Origin of the sequence: Neglectibacter caecimuris (assembly GCF_034335015.1) — a bacterium.
Taxonomy (GTDB): Bacteria; Bacillota; Clostridia; order Oscillospirales; family Acutalibacteraceae; genus Acutalibacter; species Acutalibacter caecimuris_A.
Genome location: NZ_JAWXXK010000007.1, coordinates 38,150 through 60,077 on the forward strand (window position 1 = coordinate 38,150; position 21,928 = coordinate 60,077).

Annotated in this window: 20 protein-coding genes; 14 read left to right on the forward strand and 6 right to left on the reverse strand. The window is 53.1% G+C overall.

The window, feature by feature from the left end; translation table 11 throughout:
* Nucleotides 1-70: 70 nt before the first annotated feature.
* Complete coding sequence (csaB, locus tag U8T64_RS10740; protein WP_322183414.1) at nucleotides 71-2,305, reverse strand: polysaccharide pyruvyl transferase CsaB; 2,235 nt, start codon at nucleotides 2,303-2,305, stop codon at nucleotides 71-73.
* Nucleotides 2,306-2,554: 249 nt separating this feature from the next.
* Here csaB and U8T64_RS10745 point away from each other — a divergent pair, with 249 nt between their 5' ends.
* The 9 genes from U8T64_RS10745 (at nucleotide 2,555) to U8T64_RS10785 (ending at nucleotide 8,774) form a co-directional block, all read left to right on the forward strand.
* Nucleotides 2,555-3,124 carry a TetR/AcrR family transcriptional regulator gene (locus U8T64_RS10745; protein WP_322183415.1) on the forward strand — a complete coding sequence of 190 codons (570 nt, stop codon included), beginning with the start codon at nucleotides 2,555-2,557 and terminating at the stop codon, nucleotides 3,122-3,124.
* A 3-nt stretch (nucleotides 3,125-3,127) separates the two neighbouring features.
* Nucleotides 3,128-3,817 (forward strand): class I SAM-dependent methyltransferase, encoded by a 690-nt coding sequence (locus U8T64_RS10750; protein WP_322183416.1) that lies wholly within the window; start codon nucleotides 3,128-3,130, stop codon nucleotides 3,815-3,817.
* A gap of 737 nt (nucleotides 3,818-4,554) precedes the next feature.
* Nucleotides 4,555-4,863 carry a 50S ribosomal protein L21 gene (gene rplU, locus U8T64_RS10755; RefSeq protein WP_322183417.1) on the forward strand — a complete coding sequence of 103 codons (309 nt, stop codon included), beginning with the start codon at nucleotides 4,555-4,557 and terminating at the stop codon, nucleotides 4,861-4,863.
* A gap of 5 nt (nucleotides 4,864-4,868) precedes the next feature.
* Nucleotides 4,869-5,192: a ribosomal-processing cysteine protease Prp gene (locus tag U8T64_RS10760; RefSeq protein ID WP_322183418.1), complete on the forward strand. Its 324-nt coding sequence runs from the start codon at nucleotides 4,869-4,871 to the stop codon at nucleotides 5,190-5,192.
* A 27-nt stretch (nucleotides 5,193-5,219) separates the two neighbouring features.
* Entirely contained in the window at nucleotides 5,220-5,504 is a 285-nt protein-coding gene (gene rpmA / locus U8T64_RS10765; protein ID WP_322183419.1) for a 50S ribosomal protein L27, read from the forward strand.
* A 163-nt stretch (nucleotides 5,505-5,667) separates the two neighbouring features.
* The gene (locus U8T64_RS10770) at nucleotides 5,668-6,126 is read left to right on the forward strand and encodes a hypothetical protein (protein WP_367575419.1); all 459 of its coding nucleotides are present in this window, start codon (nucleotides 5,668-5,670) and stop codon (nucleotides 6,124-6,126) included.
* 31 nt (nucleotides 6,127-6,157) lie between these two features.
* Entirely contained in the window at nucleotides 6,158-7,429 is a 1,272-nt protein-coding gene (gene obgE / locus U8T64_RS10775; RefSeq protein WP_322183421.1) for a GTPase ObgE, read from the forward strand.
* Nucleotides 7,430-7,441: 12 nt separating this feature from the next.
* Nucleotides 7,442-7,846 carry a Mini-ribonuclease 3 gene (locus U8T64_RS10780; RefSeq protein ID WP_322183422.1) on the forward strand — a complete coding sequence of 135 codons (405 nt, stop codon included), beginning with the start codon at nucleotides 7,442-7,444 and terminating at the stop codon, nucleotides 7,844-7,846.
* A gap of 4 nt (nucleotides 7,847-7,850) precedes the next feature.
* Nucleotides 7,851-8,774, forward strand: a complete 924-nt coding sequence (locus U8T64_RS10785; RefSeq protein ID WP_322183423.1) for a YitT family protein — start codon at nucleotides 7,851-7,853, stop codon at nucleotides 8,772-8,774.
* Nucleotides 8,775-8,989: 215 nt separating this feature from the next.
* On the opposite strand, the gene U8T64_RS10790 is transcribed toward U8T64_RS10785, so the two are convergent.
* Nucleotides 8,990-9,118, reverse strand: a complete 129-nt coding sequence (locus tag U8T64_RS10790; RefSeq protein ID WP_322183424.1) for a hypothetical protein — start codon at nucleotides 9,116-9,118, stop codon at nucleotides 8,990-8,992.
* A gap of 95 nt (nucleotides 9,119-9,213) precedes the next feature.
* Between U8T64_RS10790 and U8T64_RS10795 the strand changes: the two genes are divergently transcribed.
* Nucleotides 9,214-10,539 (forward strand): RsmF rRNA methyltransferase first C-terminal domain-containing protein, encoded by a 1,326-nt coding sequence (locus U8T64_RS10795; protein WP_322183425.1) that lies wholly within the window; start codon nucleotides 9,214-9,216, stop codon nucleotides 10,537-10,539.
* Nucleotides 10,540-11,329: 790 nt separating this feature from the next.
* On the opposite strand, the gene U8T64_RS10800 is transcribed toward U8T64_RS10795, so the two are convergent.
* Together U8T64_RS10800 and U8T64_RS10805 are read right to left on the reverse strand one after the other, a co-directional pair.
* Nucleotides 11,330-12,532: a tRNA(Met) cytidine acetate ligase gene (locus U8T64_RS10800; protein ID WP_322183426.1), complete on the reverse strand. Its 1,203-nt coding sequence runs from the start codon at nucleotides 12,530-12,532 to the stop codon at nucleotides 11,330-11,332.
* Entirely contained in the window at nucleotides 12,490-12,687 is a 198-nt protein-coding gene (locus U8T64_RS10805) for a hypothetical protein (protein WP_322183427.1), read from the reverse strand. The genes U8T64_RS10800 and U8T64_RS10805 overlap by 43 nt, the downstream gene beginning before the upstream one ends.
* A gap of 59 nt (nucleotides 12,688-12,746) precedes the next feature.
* Between U8T64_RS10805 and U8T64_RS10810 the strand changes: the two genes are divergently transcribed.
* Together U8T64_RS10810 and U8T64_RS10815 are read left to right on the forward strand one after the other, a co-directional pair.
* Entirely contained in the window at nucleotides 12,747-13,955 is a 1,209-nt protein-coding gene (locus tag U8T64_RS10810; protein ID WP_322183428.1) for an acetate/propionate family kinase, read from the forward strand.
* A gap of 164 nt (nucleotides 13,956-14,119) precedes the next feature.
* Nucleotides 14,120-16,705, forward strand: a complete 2,586-nt coding sequence (locus tag U8T64_RS10815; RefSeq protein WP_322183429.1) for an S-layer homology domain-containing protein — start codon at nucleotides 14,120-14,122, stop codon at nucleotides 16,703-16,705.
* A 365-nt stretch (nucleotides 16,706-17,070) separates the two neighbouring features.
* Here U8T64_RS10815 and U8T64_RS10820 read toward each other — a convergent pair whose 3' ends face one another.
* Nucleotides 17,071-17,796, reverse strand: coding sequence for a hypothetical protein (locus tag U8T64_RS10820; protein WP_322183430.1), 726 nt, complete (start codon nucleotides 17,794-17,796; stop codon nucleotides 17,071-17,073).
* Between the two features lie 176 nt (nucleotides 17,797-17,972).
* On the opposite strand from U8T64_RS10820, the gene U8T64_RS10825 reads away from it, so the two are divergent.
* The gene (locus tag U8T64_RS10825; RefSeq protein WP_322183431.1) at nucleotides 17,973-19,316 is read left to right on the forward strand and encodes an S-layer homology domain-containing protein; all 1,344 of its coding nucleotides are present in this window, start codon (nucleotides 17,973-17,975) and stop codon (nucleotides 19,314-19,316) included.
* A 15-nt stretch (nucleotides 19,317-19,331) separates the two neighbouring features.
* Nucleotides 19,332-20,066: a hypothetical protein gene (locus U8T64_RS10830; protein WP_322183432.1), complete on the forward strand. Its 735-nt coding sequence runs from the start codon at nucleotides 19,332-19,334 to the stop codon at nucleotides 20,064-20,066.
* A gap of 135 nt (nucleotides 20,067-20,201) precedes the next feature.
* On the opposite strand, the gene U8T64_RS10835 is transcribed toward U8T64_RS10830, so the two are convergent.
* A complete protein-coding gene (locus tag U8T64_RS10835; RefSeq protein ID WP_322183433.1) occupies nucleotides 20,202-21,731 on the reverse strand; it encodes a YifB family Mg chelatase-like AAA ATPase in 1,530 nt (509 codons plus the stop codon).
* Between the last annotated feature and the right edge of the window lie 197 nt (nucleotides 21,732-21,928).

The following is a 21,928-nucleotide window of genomic DNA, read 5'->3' on the forward strand; positions in this document are numbered from 1 at the left end:
GTTTTTTGGAAGAATCTCGTCCTTCCTTCATTGCACCGAAGGCGTCACTACTGTTCAGTATCTTTATAGCTTACTCGTTGTTCAAAAGCTTCTCAACGGCCTCACTGTTTCTCTTTTCCACTGCCTGCAGCCGGGCGGCATGCTTTCGCAGATCTTCCTTTTGCGGGATCTGCTTTACCGCCTCGTCCAAATCGGCAAGCAGGCCCTCCTCCGTCACCTCAGAAAGCTGGGTACAGCTTCCATAGCCCAAATATTTCAGGAAGGAGCCGATTTTCGGATCATAGGAAACGCCCACCAGCGGGATCCCGCTCAGGGAGGAAAGGATCAGCCCGTGCAGCCGCATGGAGACCACCACGTCCATGTGGGAAAGGGCGGAGATCAGCATTTCCGGCTCCGTGCCGTCGTCCAGAATATGATAGGGACAGCCCAAATGTTCGATCACCTGTAACGCAGCGGCGGTGTCGTGGTAGATATTCAGGGAAAGGAACACGGGGGTCAGGCCGTACAGATCATAGGCGTACTGGGCGCATTTCGCGAAGGCCTCCGCCTTTTCCGCAAAGCCGTACCAGGTGCGCAGCATAAAGCAGAGATAATGTCCCTGAGAGGTCAAGCCATGCTTTTTCAGGTAAAGCTCCGTGTCCTCCGGGGAGCACTGATCCAGTGCCAGGGCGGGATCGGAGCTCAAAAGGATCTCGGGATTTTTCACGCCGAAGCTTTGCAGCTCCTCCATGGAATCCCGCTCCCGCAGGGTGATAATGTCGGCAGAGCGCTCCAGCACCTTTTTGACCAGGGTAATATCCTTTTTCCCGGTAACAGGGCCAATGCCGCAGCCGTACATATCCACCCTGTTCCCCAAAAGCTTTGCCGCCCGCAGGGTGAAAAGGTAGTACCACAGGCTTCGGTGGCTGGTGGCGTTTTGGATCAGAGTACCGCCGCCGTTGATATAGAGTCTCGATTTTCGCATGGCAAGCAGCATTTTCGGTACATTCAGCGTGTGAATGGAATCGACCCGGTAACGCTTTTTAATGCTTTCTGTATTTTTTGCCAGCACGGTAATGGGAATATGCCGGTCCAGTCTTTGCACCGATTGGATAATGGATTTCAAAATGGCGTCGTCTCCGGCGTTTCCGTGGCCGTATGCGCCGCAGATGATCACGCCGTCCCGCTTTCCCTGCATTTCCCGCTTTCTCTGTTCCCTCTCCAAGATGCTTTCATAGATCTCCAGCTGGTGCTCTACCATGCGGTCAATGGAAAATTCAGTGGAGGCCTTTTGATACAGCCGCTCTCCCATTTCATCCCGGAGAGCCTTGTCATTTGCCAGCTGAATGAGGCAGCTTGCCAGCTGGTTTTCGTCGCCGGGGGTGAAGATCAGCCCGTTTTTTCCATCGTCGATCAGCACCGGAACACCGCCTACCCGGGAGGCGATGGTGGCCCGGTGCATTCTGGCTCCCTCTGTCAGCGCATAGGGGAAGGTCTCGGAGAGGGAGGTCAGAAGGTTGATATCGATGGCGTGGTAAAAGGAATTCATGTCCTTTACCCATCCGGCAAAGCACACCCGGTCCTTGATTCCCAAGGCTTCCGCCAGCTTTGTGAGCGTTTCCAGGTCCTCGCCGTCTCCGGCGGCCACCAGGCGAAGATGGGGGTTTTTGGCGATGGCAAGCTTCATGGCCCGCAAAAGGGTGGGGTAATCCTTCACGGGGTTCAGCCGGGCGGCAATGCCCGCTACCACATCGCCTTCCCGGTAATCCACCCCCAAAGAGCGCAGATACTCCTCCTTCGGCACGGTGGAAATCGGCGTTTTGAAATCGATGCCGTTATAAATGGTGTAAATGCGGTCGGCGGGAAAATCCCGCTCAATGAGAATATCCGTCATGGGGTCGGATACGCCGATATAGTAATTTACCCGGCGCAAAGCCAGCATGTTGGTGGTGCCATAGGAAAGCCTGGCCACCGGCCGGCCCAAATAGTCCAGACGGTAGTCGCTGTGTACCGTGGTGACCACCGGAGCTCCCAGGTGCTTTTTGATCAGGTTCCCCATCAGGTTCCCCCTGGCGCCGTGGCAGTGGATAATATCGATTTTTTCCTTGCCGATCAGCTTTTTCAGCTCCCGCAGGCCCACAACGGGGTTGCCGGATTCGATCACATCGATGGGAATTCCCATACGCTCCGCGTCCTCGGAAAAATCTCCCTTCCGAAAGCACACCAGCCGCGCGTCGATGAAATTGTTCAGCTCTCTCAGCAGATTGAGCACGTGGGTCTTTGCGCCGCCGGAATCCCCGCCGCCGATCAAATGGATCACTTTCATAAAGCCGCTCCAAACCGTTTTTCTTTTTATTATATCCATTCTTTCGCTCAGGGTCAAGAAAGGGGGCGCTTTTCCTGCGAAAATCTAAAACAGACCTCTGAAAAGCCCTGCGTTTCAAAGGCTCCCGAAGCAGTGTCTTCCAACCTTTTTTAACTGGGCAGAGTTTACCTTGACAAAGGGAAGAAACGCAGTTATAATAAATAACATAAGTTACGTAACGAATGTTATTTTAAAAAAGGAGGGCTCGCTATGCCGCCGAAGTCGAAGATCACACGGGAGCAGGTCATGGAAGCGGCGCTGGCATTGGTGCGGGAGCAGGGAATAGAGGGCGTGAATGCCCGGACTCTCGCCAAAAAGCTGGGGCGCTCCACCCAGCCGCTGTTTCGCCTGTATGAAAATATGGAGGCCCTGAAGCAGGAATTGCGGCTTGCCATGGACCGGGTGTACGATGAGTTTATGAACGCCAGAATGAAGCCGGAAAACCGGCTTCTCACTCAGGGAATGGCCTATGTGGAATTCGCGAGGGCGGAAAAAGAGGTGTTTCGGGCGCTGTTTCTGGTTCGCAATATGGCGGGAAGCAGCCTGAAGGATATCGCCCGGGCGGAATGGAACAGGGAAACCATAGAAAACGCCGGGCGGGTCACCGGGCTGCCGGAGGAAGGGGCCGAAAACCTTTTCCTGAATTTCTGGCTGTATTCTCACGGGATCGCTTCCCAGGTCTTATCAAATGAAATAGATCTGCCGCGGGAGAAGGCGGAGGAGCTGCTGAGAAAGGCCTTCGCGGCTTTTCTCGCACAGGAAAGAAAGGAAAAGGAATAGAGTATGGAAGAGCAGAGACTGGAAGAAATGGGAGCATTTTTCGACGCCCGCAGTAAAAGCTATGACGAGGTGCACACCGGGCATATCGGCGGCGGACTGGAAAGCAAACACGTTCCGGCGCTGTATCTGCCGGAGGGGTGTAAGGAGCTCCTGGATCTGGGGATCGGTACGGGATTGGAGCTGGAAACTGTCTTTCAGCGTTTCCCCGAGGTGCGGGTAACGGGGATCGATCTTTCCGGGGAAATGCTGGGCCTGCTCCGAAAGAAATACCCCGATAAGAAGCTTCTTTTACACCGGATGAGCTACTTTGATTTCGACATGGGAGAAAACCGGTACGACGGCGCTCTTACGGTGATGACGCTGCACCACTATACCCACCAGGTGAAAACAGAGCTGTACCGCCGGATCCTTCGCTCCTTAAAGCCGGGCGGCGTCTATGTGGAATGCGATTATATGATCCCGGCGGAAGAGGTGGAGGACCCCCAGGGCACAGAGGATTTCTTCTTCGCGGAATATGAGCGCTTAAAGCGGGAGCAGGGCCTGGACAGGGAAAAGGAATATCACTACGACACCCCCTGTACGGTGGAAAACCAAAAGAAAATGCTGCTGGCCGCCGGCTTCCGGGAAGTAAAAGAGGTCTGGCGAAAGGAAAGCACCGTGGTGCTGACAGCGAAAAAAGCAATTAGTAATTAGCAATTAGAAATTTAGAAAGAAGGGCAAGCGGTAAATTATGGTTTAGCAACGCCCTTAGGCTCCCCTTGCAAAGCAAGGGGAGCTGTCGCCGATAGGCTGACTGAGGGGATCAGGAGCTGGCGATTCTATGGTAGTCTCTGCGTGTGCTAGATCCCTTCCGGCATGCTTACGCATGCCACCTCCTCTTGTGGAACAAGGGGAGGCAAGAGGTTACTACTGTTTGTTAGTTGAGATGAATTCAGCGTACTAACCGTCCTTCTGTCATTCTGAGGAACGCAGAAAGCCATAGCTTTCTTGACGAAGAATCTCGCTCTTCATTCTCTGGAAAAGGTCAAGGACGAGATCCTTCGCTGAGAAAGCAAAGCTCGCTTTGCTTTCTGCTCAGGATGACAGGTGGGAAGTGAGCGGATCATCGCTAAATTATAATTTAACGAACTAGCCGTTGGAGAAGAACAAGCTCCCTCCTTTGTCATTCTGAGGAACGAAGTGACGAAGAATCTCGTCCATTTCCCTTTCACTCAGGAAATGGAAGACGAGATTCTCCGCCTGCGGCTCAGAATGACAGATGGGAAGTGAATCGCCTGCCCGGATTTTTTTCTTGACTTTTTTCCTTCCTCTGTGGTATAGTAAGAAAGCCGCATATGGCAGGTTGCGGGGTGGTATGCCCTTTTCGCGGAAGTAAGCGGAAACGCTTCACCTGTATTCGTAGCGAGACTATAGTAAAGGCAGGAAAAGAAATGTTTGCAGTAATTGAGACCGGCGGAAAGCAGTACAAGGTTCAGTACGGCGATGTGATCTACGTGGAAAAGCTGAACGCCGCCGACAATGAGACCGTGGAATTCCCTGTAATCGCTTTGTTCGGCGAGGGGGAGACCAAGGTGGGCGCTCCCTATGTGAAGGGCGCTTCCGTGACCGGCAAGGTCGTAAAGTCCGGCAAAGCCAAAAAGATCACTGTGTTCACCTATAAGCCCAAGAAGAATTCCAAGCGTAAGCTGGGCCACCGCCAGCCCTACACCAAGGTGCAGATCGAGGCGGTAAAGGGCTGAGGCATATGATCCGAATCGACTTTCTGACGCTTCCCAGCGGCGGACTTCTGGGTTTTTCCATGGAGGGCCATGCCGGATACGGGGAAGAGGGAGAGGACATTGTATGCGCGGCAGTTTCTTCCGCCGCCTATCTCACGGTAAACACCATTACCGAGTTTCTCCATGTGGCGCCGCTGGCGCTGCGGGTAGAGGAAGGAGAGCTGTTCTTTCGAATCGAGCAGAAAGACGAACCTGCCTGCCGGGAGCTTCTGGCAGGGCTGAAGCTCCACCTGACACAGCTGGAGGAACAATATTCCGGCTGCCTTCGGGTGGAATATCTGGAAGTTTAACACCGATTTCAAAAAGGAGAGGTTTTCATGCTGAAGGTAAATATCCAGCTTTTCGCTCATAAAAAAGGAATGGGTTCCACCAAGAACGGCCGCGATTCCGAATCGAAGCGCCTGGGTGTGAAGCGGGCTGACGGTCAGTTTGTGCTGGCCGGCAACATTCTGGTCAAGCAGCGGGGCACCAAGATCCACCCCGGCACCAATGTGGGCCGCGGCTCTGACGATACCCTGTTCGCCCTGATCGACGGTCATGTAAAGTTCGAGCGCATGGGCGCGGACCGCAAGAAGGTCAGCGTTTATGCCATCGAGCAGTAATCTTCCAAAAGATGGGGATACTTTAAGGAAACGCTGCCGGTTGCGGTAGGCGTTCTCCCCGGTTGTCCCGAAATAGAAAGTAAAGCAAAAACTTCCTCGGGCAGCGTCTGAGGAAGTTTTTTGTTTTGGTCGATTGGATGAGGGGGAGAATGCTGTGCCGCAAATGAATAAAGGCGGAAAATTCATCTTTGGAAAATCTCTGATTCGTGAGGATCTGCAGCTTCAGTTCCCTCCCCAGGCGGTTCGGGAATATGCTGCTTGCTCTGAGGGAAGGGTTTATCTGTTTACGGGGGCAAGGGCCACCGGCGGCTTTTGCGTGACCAGAAGGGGCCTTCTGCTTCCCTCCCGGCTTGGAAATATTCTGTGGGAATCTCCCGACCTGCGGGAGTTTACCCGGCCGGAGGGGGAATTTTCGGCCTATAAGGGAAGAAAATATTGCTGGGTGAGTATTTCGGAAACAGGGAGTATCCGTCTGACAGAAAAGATGCTGGCGGTTCTTGAGCTGACTCCGGGAATGGAGCTGCTTTCCATTCGCAGCAGCAATATTGCCTTTACCATGGGCGCGAAGGGGCCGCTTCTGGAGCGGGCGAAAAAATATCCCGGTGTGATCGAGGTCTATTAGCAGGCTGCATTGCCTGAAAAGGAGCTTTCTTATGTTTATCGATATTGCGAAAATCAAGGTAAAGGCCGGGGACGGCGGCGATGGCGCCGTGGCATTCCACCGGGAAAAGTATGTGGCCTCCGGCGGGCCGGACGGCGGTGATGGCGGCCGGGGCGGCAGCGTGGTCTTCCAGGTGGACGATAATCTGTCTACCCTGGCGGATTTTCGCTACAAGCGGAAATATGTGGCCCAGCGTGGGGAAAACGGCCGGGGAAACCGCTGCTTTGGAAAAAGCGCGCCCGATCTGGTAGTTAAGGTTCCCAGAGGAACCCTGATCAAGGATGCGGAAACAGGCCGGGTGCTGGCGGATCTTTCCGGGGACGAGCCCCAGGTGATCGCCAAGGGTGGCAGAGGCGGCTGGGGAAATTCCCATTTTGCCACGCCTACCAGGCAGACGCCCCGGTTCGCGAAGCCTGGCACCCCCGGCGAAGAGCTGGAGATCCAGCTGGAATTAAAGCTTTTGGCAGACGTGGGTCTGGTAGGCTTTCCCAATGTGGGAAAATCCACGCTGGTTTCCGTGGTCAGTGAGGCAAAGCCCAATATTGCCAATTACCATTTTACCACCCTAACCCCGGTGCTGGGCGTGGTGCGCATGCAGGAGGGGAAATCTTTTGTGATGGCAGACATTCCCGGCCTGATCGAAGGGGCCTGGCAGGGCGTGGGGCTGGGGCACCAGTTTTTGCGCCATGTAGAGCGCTGCCGCCTATTGGTGCATATAGTAGATGTGGCGGGCAGCGAGGGCAGAGAGCCCGAGGAGGATTTCCGGGTCATCAACGAAGAGCTTCAGAAATTTAATCCGGAGCTGGCGCGGCGGCCCATGCTGGTGGCGGGCAATAAATGCGATCTCGCTACAGAGGAGCAGATCGAGACGTTCCGCCGGTTTACAGAAGAGCAGGGGTATGAGTTTTTCCCCATTATGGCCCCTATTCGCCAGGGCGTAGACGAGCTGATGAACGCGGTTTTGGCCCGGCTTTCCCAGCTTCCGCCCATTCTTCGGTATGAGGCGGAGCCGCCTGTGCTGGAGCCTGTGGAAGCCTTGAGCCGCGGCAAGGTGGAGATCACCTGCGAGGACGGTGTGTACTTCGTAAAGGCGCCTTGGCTGCTGAAGATCATGAATACCGTGAATTTTGACGAGACCGATTCTCTCCAGTATTTCCAGCGCGTGCTGATCCAGACCGGCGTGATCGACGCTTTGCGGGAAGCCGGCGTGCAGGAGGGAGATACGGTGGACCTGTACGATCTGGAATTTGACTTTATTGAGTAAGGAGCGAGGCCCTTGGAACGGTTATACGGCGGGGAAGCGCCTCCCCTGAAGGAAATGAGCCCCTTGACCCTGGCATTTCTCGGGGACGGCGTATATGAGTTGTTTGTTCGGGAATACCTGGTAAACAAGGGAAGCTGCCCGGTGAAAAAGCTCCACAGCAGGGCGGTGGAGCTGGTGCGGTGCGAGGCCCAGGCCCGGGCCCTTTCGGAAAAGCTGTGGCCTCTTTTAACAGAAGAGGAGCAGGCCGCGGCCTTGCGGGGGCGCAACGCCCATGTGGGCCACGTGCCGAAAAACGCGGAGGTGTCCGATTACCATGGGGCCACAGCGCTGGAAACACTGTTTGGCTATTTGTATCTCAAGGGAGAGATCGAGCGGCTTCGAGAGCTGTTTGCCGTGATTTTAGAAGGGATAGGGTGATTTTTTGGAAAAAAGAAAAAAGGTAAAAGAGGCGCTGCTGGATTTTCTTTTTATTTTGGCCGGGTCTGTGGTCTACGCCCTTTCCGTCAATGCCTTTACCTCCCCCAACCGTATTGCCCCAGGCGGTGTTACAGGCTTATCTACACTGATCAATTATGTGTTTGGAACACCGATTGGACTGATGGCTTTTTTCATCAATATTCCCATCATTCTCTGGGCCATCTTGGAGATTGGCTATAAGCTGGTAATAAAAACCATGATAGCGATCGTAGTTTCCTCCTTGATGATCGATTTGTTTTCCTACTTCATTCCCGCTTATCGGGGAGATATGCTTTTGGTAGCCCTGTTTGCCGGAATTTGCGAGGGCGTGGGGCTTTCCCTGACCTTTATTCGGGGCGCCACCACCGGCGGTACAGATATGCTGGCAAGGCTTTTGGGCCGCAGGCTGCCCCACTTGTCCATGGGAAAGCTGATGCTTGTTATTGACGGGGTAATCGTGGTGATTTCCGCCTTTGTCTACGGAAGCATTGAAAATGCCATGTACGCCTGCATCGTGATTTTTGTTTCCACTAAGATCATCGATGCGATCCTGTACGGCACGGATTCCGGTACCGGCAAGCTGTTTTTCGTCATGTCTCCCAAGGTACGCTCCATGGGAGACCGCATTATCAAGGAGCTGGATCGCACCGTGACCTATCTGGATTCTCACGGCGGCTATACCAAGGAGCCGGGAGAGACCATGATCTGCGCGGTTCGCCGCTTTGAGGTGTATCAGATCCAGAGCATCATTCGGGAAGAGGATCGGGACGCCTTTGTGATCGTGGGCGACGCCGGAGAGATCACCGGCGAGGGCTTTCGCCCGGTGCGTTCCGATGATAAGCCGCTAAAAGAGCTTTTGCAGGGCTTGAAGAATCGAAAAAATGCCTAAGGCAGCCCCTCTCAATACAACAACTTGTGTGGTATTGCCTTTAGGCAGTACCTCGCAAATCCCGGCAAAGACTTAAAATGCCGTCTTGCCCTTCAAGAAGTGTCGGAGGGGGCCATACGCAGGCTGCGAGACAACGCTTTTTTGACCGGAAAAGGAAAACGGCCCGGTAAACCGAGAAGGCTTACCGGGCCGTTCCGCAGAAGGTACGGCGGTTTTTAGAACTGCTGCTCCTGCTGGTTCTTGTTGTTCTTAGAATTCTGAGAATTGTTCTGCTTCTGGTTTTTCTGGTTCTTCTGAGAATTCTGGTTCTGCTGATTGTTCTGGTTGTTTTGATTGTTGCACATAAGCTTATCGCTCCTTTCCGTTCTTTAGTGTGGGCGGAAAGCAGACGATTATGCAGAAAAATTTTTCAGCTTTTTGGAAAGGAGAGCGGAAAAGCATGGAATTGCCTCAAAGCTTTTTAGATAGAATGAAAGCGATGCTGGGAAAAGAATACGAAGCCTTTCTTGCCTGTATGGATCGACCGGCAAAAAAGGGGATACGCCTAAATTCGCTAAAATGTAATTGGGATATTTTGGAAAAAAGTCTCTCCTGCAAGCTTTCTCCCACGCCGTTTTCCCCTCTTTGCCGTTACGGCGAGGGGCTCGAAAAGCCCGGCCTGCTTCCGGCGCACCATGCGGGCATGTTCTATTCTCAGGAGCCTTCCGCTTCCTCGGCGGTCACCGCCCTGGATCCTCAACCGGGAGAAAAAATATTGGATCTCTGCGCCGCTCCCGGGGGGAAATCCACGCAGATCGCAGGGCTTCTGCAGGGCAGAGGGCTGCTTTGGGCCAATGAAATTGTGAAAAGCAGGGCGATGATCCTGCTTTCCAACCTGGAGCGCATGGGCGCGCAAAACGCCGTGATCTCCTCCTGCTACCCCCAAAAGCTCTGTGAAGCGCTGCGGGGATATTTTGACCGTGTGCTGGTGGACGCCCCCTGCTCTGGGGAGGGTATGTTCCGCAGAGATCCCGCCGCCGTGGGGGAATGGACTCCGGAAAGCCCCGCAGCCTGTGCCCAGCGCCAGCAGGCGATTTTGGATTCCGCTGCGCTGGCTGTCCGGGAGGGCGGCATCTTAGTCTACTCTACCTGCACCTTTTCCACGGAGGAAAACGAAGGCACGGTACAGGCTTTTTTGGAGCATCACCCGGAATTTGAACCGGTTCCCATAGAAGCGGAGTTCGGCAGGCCCGCGTTGGATGGCTCTTCCGCCCGCCGAATTTTTCCCATGGACGGTGGGGAAGGCCATTTTGTCGCGAAGCTTCGGAGAACCGGGGAAAATCCCTGCCGGGTAAAGGCGGCCTCTTTTTCCGCGCTTCGGGAGAAAAAGCAGGCGGAGGAATTTTTTGAAAGTCTGTTTTTCGGGCCGTGCCCCCAGAGGCTTGCTTCCTTTGGAGAAAAGCTCTTACTCCTGCCGGAGGAGCTTCCGGCGCTCGGCGGCTTGGGAGTCCTTCGGGCAGGGGTGGAACTGGGAGAGCAGAGGGGAAAACGGATCGAGCCCGCCCATGGCCTCTTTATGAGCCGCAAAAAGGAGGAATGCCGCCGCAGTCTCGATTTCCCATCTGACAGCCCGACCCTCGCGGCCTTCCTGAGAGGCGAAGAAATTGACTGTGAAGAAACCGGCTACACGGCGGTATGTATCAACGGCGTAGTCACTGGTTTCGGTAAAGCCTCCGGCGGCAAACTGAAAAACCGCTACCCAAAGGGGCTGAGGAACACGCCCTAGCTGCCGGATACCGAAAAAGAGTGTAAGGATAATGAGAAATTAGGAATGAGCAATGAGCAATTAAGGGCGAAAGTCCCAGTTCAATAAATTGAAATTGGGCGGGCCAACAAACAGCAGAAACCCCTTGGCTTTCTCGCCTGTCGGCTCGGTTGCTGTGTGCCGGTGGCACACGTCCAGCAACGACCGAGTTGACAAACGAGAACGGGTCAGAGCGGTTGCTGTGCCCCGGTGGGGCACGTTCAGCAATGTCTGAAGCGACAGCTGAGTTCTCCACTGGAGACCTTCCCCCCCACCGGGACGCGCTCACCCCTGAGAAGGGGAAAATCTGCTCTTTGAGCAGATTTCGGCAGCGCGGCGAAGCCGTGACAGCTTTCTCCGCTTCGCTCCGGTCGGTGCTGGTCTCCATCGGAGACCAGCACCCCTTTCAGGGGAGCCAAGAGGTAAGTGCTAAACCGCAAATTCTGTGCAAACTCTTAGCCTCCCCTTGTTTCACAAGGGGAGGAGGACCGCCGTATGGCGGTGGAAGGGATCGGGCGCACGCAGAAACTGCCATAGAGCTGCCAGTTACAATCCCCTCAGTCACGGCTTCGCCGTGACAGCTCCCCTTATAAATAAGTGGAGCCTAAGGACACCGCCGAACCGCAATTTATCCCAATTAACGAACAGCAGTAACCCCTTGCCTTTCTCGCCTGCTTCCAATTATCATTACTGAACAAAAACAAAGCAAGCCTAGCCTTCCTGCCGAAGGCTAGGCTTGCTCTTCATTGCTCATTGCCTCCTCCGCTCTTGTTCACAGCTTCAAAACCTTCTCCGTATAGTCCCTGCCGCAGGGCCAGAGGGTGGGGGCCGCAAGGCCGCAAAGGTCGTCTGCCGCGGCTTCCAGCTGAAACAGCCGCAGGGCGTCGCCGCCTGTTTTTTGAAACTCGGCGGGGCGCGCTGCAAGGGGAAGCGTGAGGGAGGCTTCCTTTAAGATCCCTTCCCCGGCTTTCTTCATGCCCAATACCCGCAGATAAGGGGGAAGGGCCGGAAGGTCGTTTGTGATCCCTAAAAAAGCGGACAAAACCAGACGGCGGATCCGGGCGTGAGAATATCGCTTCGATTTTACCAGGCTGTAAAGCTCTTCCAGGCTTCCGGCCCGGCGAGAGGCTTCAAACAGCCGGTTTTCCAAGCCCTCGCTGAGATCCGGCAGCAGGGAAAACTCCTCTCGTCTCATGGAGCGAAGTTTACATAAAACAGAACGCTCCAAAAGCTCCGGCCGAAGAGGGCAAAGGCCCAGGGCCTCTTGCTCCCGCAACAGATCGGCGGTGTGATCGGGAACAAGACCGGTTAGCTCTTTTCCGGCCCGCAGCAGCTCCCGCAGCTGGCCGGCGGAAAAGAATTCTCCTTCCCGCCCTTCCCGATCGTGTCCCGCGCCCTGCCTGGGAAAAATCAGAGGCTTGATCTCACTTTTTTCCCGCAGCAGTGCCTTTTGATATTCAATGCCGAGCACAGCGTTGGGAGAGCGGAGAAACGGCAGAACCTCCGGCCCCAGCAGATCGGTGAGAACCATTTCCCGGCGGCGGGCAAAGGGCTCGCCCCTGTCGGGCAGGGCGGAAAGCCCCTGCGAAAATTCCGGGGAAAGCAGCATTTCCGCGATTCGTTTCAGCATAGGCCCATCGTCAAGTTCACTGCCGAACACAAGAAAGTCTACATTTCCCAGGGCGGCGGCCAAATGAACGCCTCCGGCGGCAAAGCGCTCCGCCCTGGCGCAGGCCCAGGGCAGGGGAAGCTCCAGCACCAGATCAGCCCCAGCCCCCAGCGCCAGGCGGCAGCGGGCCCATTTATCCAAAACGGCGGGTTCTCCCCGCTGTACAAAATTGCCGCTGAGAATACACACCAGCCCCTGGGCGTGCCGCTTTGCCTGCCGGAACAGCGCCTCGTGCCCGAAGTGGAGGGGGTTCAATTCGCAGATCACGGCGGCAATTCTCTGTTTTTTTCCTGTTTTCTCTGGCATTTTCCCGGAAACTCCTTGAATTTGGCTTTGAAATGTACTAAAATAAACACGGCGTTTTCCAAAACCCGGAAAATGCCGGGGGGTAACGCTGAAAAAGAGCGTTCCTTATCAGCTATCTTACCGCAATCGGTCCCCAATGGCAAGGGATCGCGCAAAAATTTGATCCTTCCGGGAGAAAAGCCCGGCTATGATTTTGGAAAGGAAGAGGCAGGACATGAAAATTCTCGTAATCAACGCAGGCAGCTCTTCTCTGAAGTATCAGCTGATCGATATGGATACCGAAAAGATGCTGTGCAAGGGAAACTGTGAAAGGATCGGCATGGAGGCGGGTGTGTTCACCCACAAAACGGAGGACGGCAGAGAGTTGCATAAGGACGTGGATATGCAGGATCATACCGCCGCCTTCCAGCAGGTCAAGGACGCTTTGATCGATCCTCAGTACGGCGTGCTGAAAAGCCTGGACGAGGTATCCGCCATCGGCCACCGCGTGGTGCAGGGCGGGGCGCTGTTCAGCGAGTCCGTGCTGGTAGACGAAAAGGTGATCGAGGGCATCGAAAGCCTGATCCCCCTGGCGCCGCTGCACAACAAGGCCCACGTGCAGGGCATTCGCGCCTGCCGGAACCTGTTTGGCGATAAGGTGCCGGAAGCGGTGGTGTTCGACACCTCTTTCCATTCCACCATGCCCCCCAAGGCCTTTATGTTCAATGTTCCCTATGAGTACTATGAAAAATACGGCGTGCGCCGCTATGGAGCCCATGGCACCTCTCACCGCTATGTGAGCGCCCGCTGTGCGGAGCTGATGGGAAAAAAGCCCCAGGAGCTGAAGATCATCACCTGCCACCTGGGCAACGGCTCTTCCATTTCCGCCGTGGATCACGGCAAGTGCGTGGATACCAGCATGGGCCTTACCCCGCTGGACGGCTTTATGATGGGTACCCGCACCGGCGCGCTGGACCCCTCTGTGGTCACCTTTATCATGGAGAAGGAGCATCTTTCTCCCGCCGAGATGGATCAGGTGCTCAATAAGAAATCCGGCCTGCTGGGCGTTTCCGGTGTTTCCAGCGACGACCGCGACGTGACGGAGGCGGCGAATTCCGGCAACCCCAGGGCGAAGCTGGCCCAGGATATTCTGGAATATCAGATCTCCAAGTTTGTGGGCAGCTATCTTGTTACCCTGGGCGGCTGCGACGCCATCGTCTTTACCGCCGGGATCGGTGAAAACCAGCCCCGCCATCGCTCTGCCGTAGGCAAGGCGCTGGGCTTTATGGGCGTAAAGCTCGATGAAAAGCTCAACGAGGAAATGATCCACGGGAAGGAAGGCAAGATCTCCACTCCCGATTCCTCCATTGAGGTTTATGTGATCCCCACCAACGAAGAACTGGTCATTGCCAGAGATACCAAGGCGCTTGTTGAAAAAATGTAATTTCCCAATAAGCTGATGGAAAGACCCGAAGCCTAAAGAAGTTCTCTTTTGGCTTTGGGTCTTCCTTTTTTTGTGAAATTCCGGGAAAAGATTGCAATTTTGTCATAGTTCCTGTATAATAACTATGTTTTATGTAAACGTCTATGATTTTTTGGAGGGATACTGTGAAACGATTCCTGAAACAATTCGGAAAAAAAGCGATGGCACTGCTGTTTTCTCTTCTTTTATGCCTTGTTGTTCCGGTAGGCGCTTTTGCGGAGGAAGGGGAGGTTTCGTCCTTCCCGGAGGAGGGCGAATTGCTTTCTTCTTTGCCGGAGGAAGAACTTCCTGCGCCGGAAGAACCTTCTCCGGAGCCTTCTATAACGCCGGTTCCTTCAGAGGCTCCCGCGGAAAAGGAAGAGAAGGAAGGAGAAGCCGGTCTGGAGGAAAATGAAGAAACACAGGCCGCGGCCGGTTCTCTGCTGGTGCTGGGAGGGCATAAGACCTATATGAACGGCTATAAAGGCGCGCTGTTCAAGCCTGAGGCCTATATGATCCGGGCTGAGGTGGCACAGATGCTGTATAATTTGCTGGCCTCAAAGCCTGCCGTAACAGAATCGCAATTCAGTGACGTGGTACTCAGCAGGTGGTATGGCACGGCGGTCAATTCCCTGGCAAAGGCGGGGGTTCTGGCAGGCTATAAGGACGGGACTTTCCTCCCGAATAAAACCATTACCAGGGCAGAATTTGTCACGGCGCTTGCACAGTGCTTTTCCATAAAAGACAACGGCGGAGAAGCCCCTTTCTCCGATACGGCGAATCATTGGGCGGAAAAATATATCATTGCCGCTTCCTCCATGGGCTGGATCCATGGCGATACCGGCACAGGCCGTTTTCGCCCCAACGATCCCATCAAACGCTGCGAGGCGGTAACTGTGATGAATTTTGCCTTGGGCCGTACAGGAGACGGCTTTGCCGCGGACCGGGAGACTCAGAAATTCCGGGATGTCCCAAAAAATCACTGGGCTTATTTGCAGATCACGGAAGCGGCTGAGCCGGTGGCGGGAGATCCTCCCTCGCCCTCGCCATCTCCCGCGCCGGGTCCCACTGACTTTGCGGTGGGGCAGTCGGTACAGGTAGTAGCCAGCGGCGGGCTGAATCTCCGCTCTCAAAGCAATACGGATTCTTCCGTGATCACGGTTTTGACCTCGGGCACGATCCTGACCGTTACAGATATTTCCGGGCTGCCCTGGCTGGGGGTAAAAACAGCCAATGGAACCTCCGGGTTTGTGCACTCCGGTTCTTCCGATGATCCCTATGTGGTGGTCTATACGCCCGGCGCGGCTTCCGGGGCGAAGCTTTCCGCTTCCAGTCTTTCCCTGCACCAGTATCAAACGGCCCGACTGGACGCTTCTGTTTCTTCCGGTATGAACGCCATGAGCTGGTCCAGCTCTGATCCCTCTGTGGCTGTGGTAGGCTATACCGTCAGCTATGGCAGCCGGGAGCACGGCGCTATGGTATACGGCAAAAAGCCCGGCACCGCTACCTTGACCTTCTCCGACGCAAGCGGGCAGAACAAGGCTTCCTGTACGGTCACTGTCACCGCGCCGGAATCGGTCCGTTATGCCTATGCCGGTGAAAATTCAGCGGTAAAGGGCAAAAGCTTTGATCTGGTGGCCGTCACAGACCCCAGCCGAAGCTCCGTGACTTTTACCATTACCGCTGGGCCCGCCAAGGGTGCCTACACCACCAACAGCTATACCACGGAATCCAGAAATTCCGGCTACGGCCTGCCTGCCAACACAGTCAGAGTGTTCAAAAAATCCGTGGCCTTCCAGGCGGCGGGCACTTATACCGTTCGGGCTGTCGCGGCCGGAGCCTCTGATTTCCAGGATTTTGAAGTGTTTGTGCGCTCCGCGGAAGAAAGCGCGACCGCTTCCGTTTCCGGTGAGCGCCGGGGAAGCACGGAGGGCTTGAATGTCATCGCCAATTTTGAGGGCTATGTGCCTGAAATCGAAGACGATGCCATCGCTTCCGGTAATCCTACCGTGGGCTATGGCTATGTGGTGCCGAAAAACACGGCCTTCTACAATAACCTGACCAAGTCGGAAGCCTTTGCCATGCTGGTGGATAAAGCAAATAACGGCGGTTATACCGGCGGTGTGAACCGGTTCCTGAGAAATAACGGCGTCAAAATGAGCCAGGCGCAGTTTGACGCGCTTTTGAGCTTTGTTTGGAACTGCGGCACCGGCACCCTGGATCCCAGCGAGTACGACACGCCCAAGGTCATGCTGAACGCGGTGGTTCCGCCTTCCGATTTATCAGCGGGAAGACCTTATACCGGCAAATTAAATGTGGGCTCCTCCGCCGTTTACAAAGACGCTAACCTATCCAGTGCGGTTCTTACAAAGGTGAGTGACGGAGCATCTGTCAGTGTGGTCGGCCACAAGCTTGTTCCTGAGAAAAAACAGGCCTGGTATCAGGTGAAGTACGGCAGTCAAACCGGCTGGATGCCTGCCGGTAAGGTGACGCTCAGCGCTACCGGATTGACCAGGGACTTAGCCTATGCCGATGCCGCCACCCTTTCCAATAACTTCCTGCAATGGCACAAATCCGGAAGCACCTGTATCTATGGCCTTTTGACCCGCCGCTTGGCGGAATGCAAGGTGTTCTTCTTCGGCAATTATGCGGACGCATACCATTCCAGCTCCAATTATGGAGATAACACCTATGGCTTTGTGTACCCGGATTGCTGCAAACGGTACGAATAAAGCGGAAAAGAAAGAGGAAGCGGGGCTAGGAACCCAAGGCCGGATTGGGAAGTAATCTAAAGCCTATCTACATCAAAGTATTAGAAAAGCAGGACAGGAAGCAAAGTTGCTTTCTGTCCTGCTTTTCTATAAGATTAAAATCCGCCTATAGTATGCTTCCGAAATTGATGAAGGTTGGTAACATTGATACCGCCACAAACGCTTGGGAAGAAAGACAAAAAATCGTCAATGATTATGTGGGCCCAGCTTTGCAAATCTATTTATCAACACTTGGAAGCTGGGACACAAAAAACCAGTCTCACAACACCTGAAAGTCAGTTGTTTTTTCGGGTACAGAAGGATAAAAATGAAGCTTTACTGAACAGTTACCAGTTGGATTCGTAAAAATACACTCGATTTGTAACTGGATTGATTGCCCCATAATAAATCTGTCCGTGATTCCAGGGATAACCATCTAAAGGCGGGTTGTCGCCCCCAAGAGGATATTGGGCATAAATCACATAGGTTTTGTACTCGGAGGGGAACCTGAGCGAAATTGTCATATCATGGGCCGTAAGTCCTTGATTTAGATAAGAGCCGGGATAGTCTGCCTTTTCCTTAAAAAAAGATTCCCATTTTTCTATCTCTTTCCGGGGAGCACGGAACTCTAAAGAAAGTATACTGCCACCTTGCAAAATATGAGGGCTGTGTTGAAATTTAATTTCGGAAGCATATTCCGGGATTGGGTAAGGGAAAATATCCCACTTGCTTTCCTCTGTAGGAAAGGGTCCCCCTTTCAAGTGATCATAGTGGGCAAGGTCTTCAGTACACCATAAATTTCCAAATGCTAGAGAGGCATCGGAGAAGCAGATCCAACCTGTAGCTAACGTAAAGGCCGCTAGAATAGCGCCTGCTATGCGCAGAAAAAACTTTTTCCTTGACAGTTTGCGTCTGGCCAATGCAAAGGCAAGGACAAACAGCGTCTGGAACAGAAATATCCATAAAAATTTCCAAGGAAGAAAGCTGAAAAAAAAGAAAAATTCAGCGCCTATCAGTGCGATCCAGCAGATAGCTTCCCACAGTACAGCCACCCAATCCCGCTTCTTTTCCATGCGTATTGCTCCTTTCCCCAAAAACAAATAAAGTATAGCAAAGAAATTTGGCCACGTCAACAAGAAAACACAAAGATGTTTTTGACATTCTGTAGTTTTTACTGTATCATTATAAATAATCTAGGATGTATTGCTCTTAGATTTCGGCAAAAACATTTAAGTGAAAGGGTGTTATTATGAAAAAGAAGAAATTTCTAGCCGTTCTACTTGTGGTATGCATTCTCTTTTCTAGTACAGCTACCATAACCGCATCTGCCGCAAATTTTTCTGATATATCCGGTCACTGGGGTGAGTATTACATTAACCGAATGACAGATGCTGGCATTATCTCTGGTACGAGTCCCACAAAGTTTTCTCCAAACACCAATACAACACGAGCACAAGTGGTTGTATTTTTAGGTCGTTTACAAGGAATTACCGTCAATAACAATGTAAGCACTAAATTCACAGATGTGTCCTCCGGGCGATATTATACCGGCTATGTGGCATGGGCAGTGAATAATGGCTTTGTCAACGGGACAAGCAGTACTACTTTTTCTCCAGACAAAGCAGTTACCAGGCAACAATTTGCGGTTATTGTTTACAGATATTTAAACAAGTATCTTAGCTCCAAGATACCCAATAACCTTCCTACCCCATATTATAGCGACAAATCCTCCATTGGATCAACTTACTTAGCCGCCGTTGAAAGACTGGGACGCGCTGGCATAATGCTGGGGGATAATAATAAATTTAATCCCACAAATCCATTGACAAGAGCACAGGTCGCTACTGTGCTGTGCAAAATTTATGCCCTAAAGCGGTTTGGAAGCGGGGTATTTATTACAACGATGGAGAGCACGGCAAAAGCAAACAAAGAAGCATTTATGAAAAAACACAACTCCATGTCTCCTGTACAGAAAGCAGCTATGGAAAGTGATTTAAATAGATTGTACGTTATGGCACAGGCGGGTGTTGCTGCTAAATCTAAAGATTGGCCTAATGCCGCGAAACTGCTTGGTCACTATTTAGGTAACTCTGGCAAAAAGTATACCACTTTTCCTGTGAAAACAGTTTTAAATTCTCTGAATGACGATGATCCAGGCAAGGCAAAAACAAATTACAATTACTTAATCAACGACATTATCCTTGCTGCTCAGTGTTATGGAGCTGGAAAAACTTTTTCACTAAGCTATGAGCACTCCTTTACAACAAGATATATGGATGAAGACATATTTCGTTCACTTGGCAATACTCGCGTTGCCACCCAAACAACGAGTATCACTAAATCTGGAACAAGGTATACGGCGAAGGTAAAGATTTATTTGAAGGATTATTATGACTGGAAAGCCGATAATACGGGAGAGTATGATTACGATGACATATCTCACAGTATGTTGGATATGGCTGCTAATATACTTTACCTATTTAATACCGCAGGCAGGGCAGCGGGCTTCGATAACGAAAATTATGTTACTGCCACTATAACATGGACTTCCGGACAGTATTATGGAAAGGGAGCATCTGTAACACTTAATTAAGAGAGGTGGATTATTATGAAAAAGAAAATATTACTTACAATTAGTTTAATTCTTGTTTTTTCAATTTGTATTTCTGTTGCAATATTTTCTGCCAATGGCGCAGAAACCGATACCATGAAAGCTTTTCAAGTTGCCGCACAGTCCTATAAAACAGTTTGTGATACTTCCTTTGATACAGAAGATCCAGACCTCGGTGAGTATGCTATTGTAGGATATTATAAAGATGTTCCTATTACTCAAAATCAAGTTGCCTACAAACAAGCGATGGATCAACTCAATCAAAATCCAAAAAAGACTGAAAAAGAGACTGTTTTTGCAGTCGCTCAGGATCTCTTTACTTTTGAGCAGGCAAAAAATTTAGGGCTCTATCCTTCAGAAGAGGAGATGGACGAAGCATTTGTTGCAGAAACTGAATCATTCCAAGCAAACCTGGAAGAAAATTTGGAGCTTTGCACACAGATTGGGTTCACTCAGGACGAATTGATTGCATGGATGACGCAACAAAGAATTGAAAACATTGCTAAGTGCCGGTTTATGGCTCAGGTATTAATCTCCTTGCAGGAAGAGGAAGAAATCGATGATGAAATATTGGCTGAACTAGTTCATGCGCTGGTGTTGAGAGAGGAGGGGACTGATTTACTATCAACATTTGACAAGTTTTATGACCGCTATGTGACCCTGCAGATAGGGGATCAAATCACCTATGTCAATGAAGATACTGGTGAAGAGAACAATGTTGTTTCTGAGTGATACTGACCAGATGTTTTAACATCAACAATTTGAGACAGACTTTCCTGTAAGCGACACAAAAAACGAGCGAAGCGATCCCGAAAACGGGTCGCTTCGCTTTTCGTAAAGATTGCCTTGTTAACCTGTAACAGAACTTCAAATGCCCCGCTGCCAGTATTTCCTGTCCAGCGTGCGGTATTGTACCGCTTCGCCCACATGGGCTGTGCCGATAGGGCCGCCGCCGTCCAAATCGGCGATGGTTCTCGCCACCTTCAGCACCCGGCGGTAGGCACGCCCGGAAAGCCCGAATTTTTCGAAGGTGCGCCGCAGCAGGCGGGAGGCATCCTCGGTGACTTGGCAGAATTCCGGAAAATGGGAATCGGGGATCTGGGCGTTACAGGAAAAGCCCAGGCCCGCGTAGCGCTTTGCCTGAAGAGCCCTGGCAGCGGCCACCCGCTTGCGGATCACGGCGGAGGGCTCGCCGTCTCCGCCGCCGGAAAGCTGGTCGAATTCCACGGGCGGCACCTCAATGTGCAGGTCCATTCGATCCAGCAGCGGGCCGGAAACACGCTCCAGATAGCGGTCCACTGCGTGGGGCGGGCAGGTGCAGGGCCGGGTGGGGTGGCCGAAGTAGCCGCAGGGACAGGGGTTCATGGCGGCGACCAGCATAAAGCGGCTGGGGAAGCTGGCGGAGCCGATGGCTCGCACCACCTCCACTGTGCCGTTTTCCAGGGGCTGGCGCAGGGCCTCCAAAGCGGCGTGAGGGAACTCTGGCAGCTCGTCCAGAAACAGCACGCCGTTGTGGGCCAGGGAAATTTCACCAGGGCGGGGCACGGTGCCGCCGCCGGTGAGCCCAGTGGTGGAGGTGGTGTGGTGAGGGGCGCGGAAGGGCCTTTCCCGCAGCAGGGAGGCCCCCTCCGGCAGGCTGCCGGAAATGGAATAGATCATGGTGGTTTCCAGCGCCTCCTCAAAGGTCATTTCCGGGAGAATGGAGGGAAGCCTTTTAGCCAGCATGCTTTTTCCGGAGCCGGGCGGGCCCAGCAGCAGAATATTGTGCCCGCCGCTGGCCGCGATCTCCATGGCCCGCTTTACTTCGGGCTGACCCTTGACGTCGGAAAAATCCAGCCGGGGGCCTGCTTCCGCCGGAAGCTCTACCGGAACAGCGGGGGCAATCAGAGCTTCCCCCCGCAAATGGGCCAGAAGCTGCAAAACATCCCGCACCGGATAGACGGCAAGCCCCTCCACCACGGCGGCCTCCGCCGCGCAGCGCTCCGGCACAAAGATCCGGGTAAAGCCCGCTTCCTTTGCCTTGCAGGCCATGACGAGGACTCCCTGCACGGGCCGTACCTCGCCGGAAAGGGAAAGCTCCCCCAGAAACACGGCGTCGTCTGTTTGGCAGGAAAGCTGCCGGGAGGCGGTGAGCAGGGAAACCAGCAGGGGAAGGTCATAAAGCGGCCCGGCCTTTTTCCGGTCCGCCGGGGCCAGGTTCATGGTGATGCGCCCCACCGGAAACTGAAATCCACAGTTTTTGATAGCTGCACGAACTCTATCCTTGGATTCCTTCACCGCCGCGTCCGGCAGGCCTACCAGCTCAAAGGCGGGCAGGCCGGAGGAGAGGTCGGTCTCCACCTCCACGGGGAAGGCCTCCATTCCGAAAATTCCCATGCTGTGGGTTTTTGCCACCATAATAATGACCTCGTTCTTTCTGATATTTTTCCATATATTTTATTATACGGCAAAATGGGAAAGCTTACAAGCGGGAGAAGCGGGAAGGTGAAGAATTTATTCCGGGCTATGTTGTTTTCCTGTAAAGCTCCACTCGGAGAAATTGTGAAAAACACAAATACTTCTTGACGAAAAACACTTTTGCGTGTAGAGTAAAT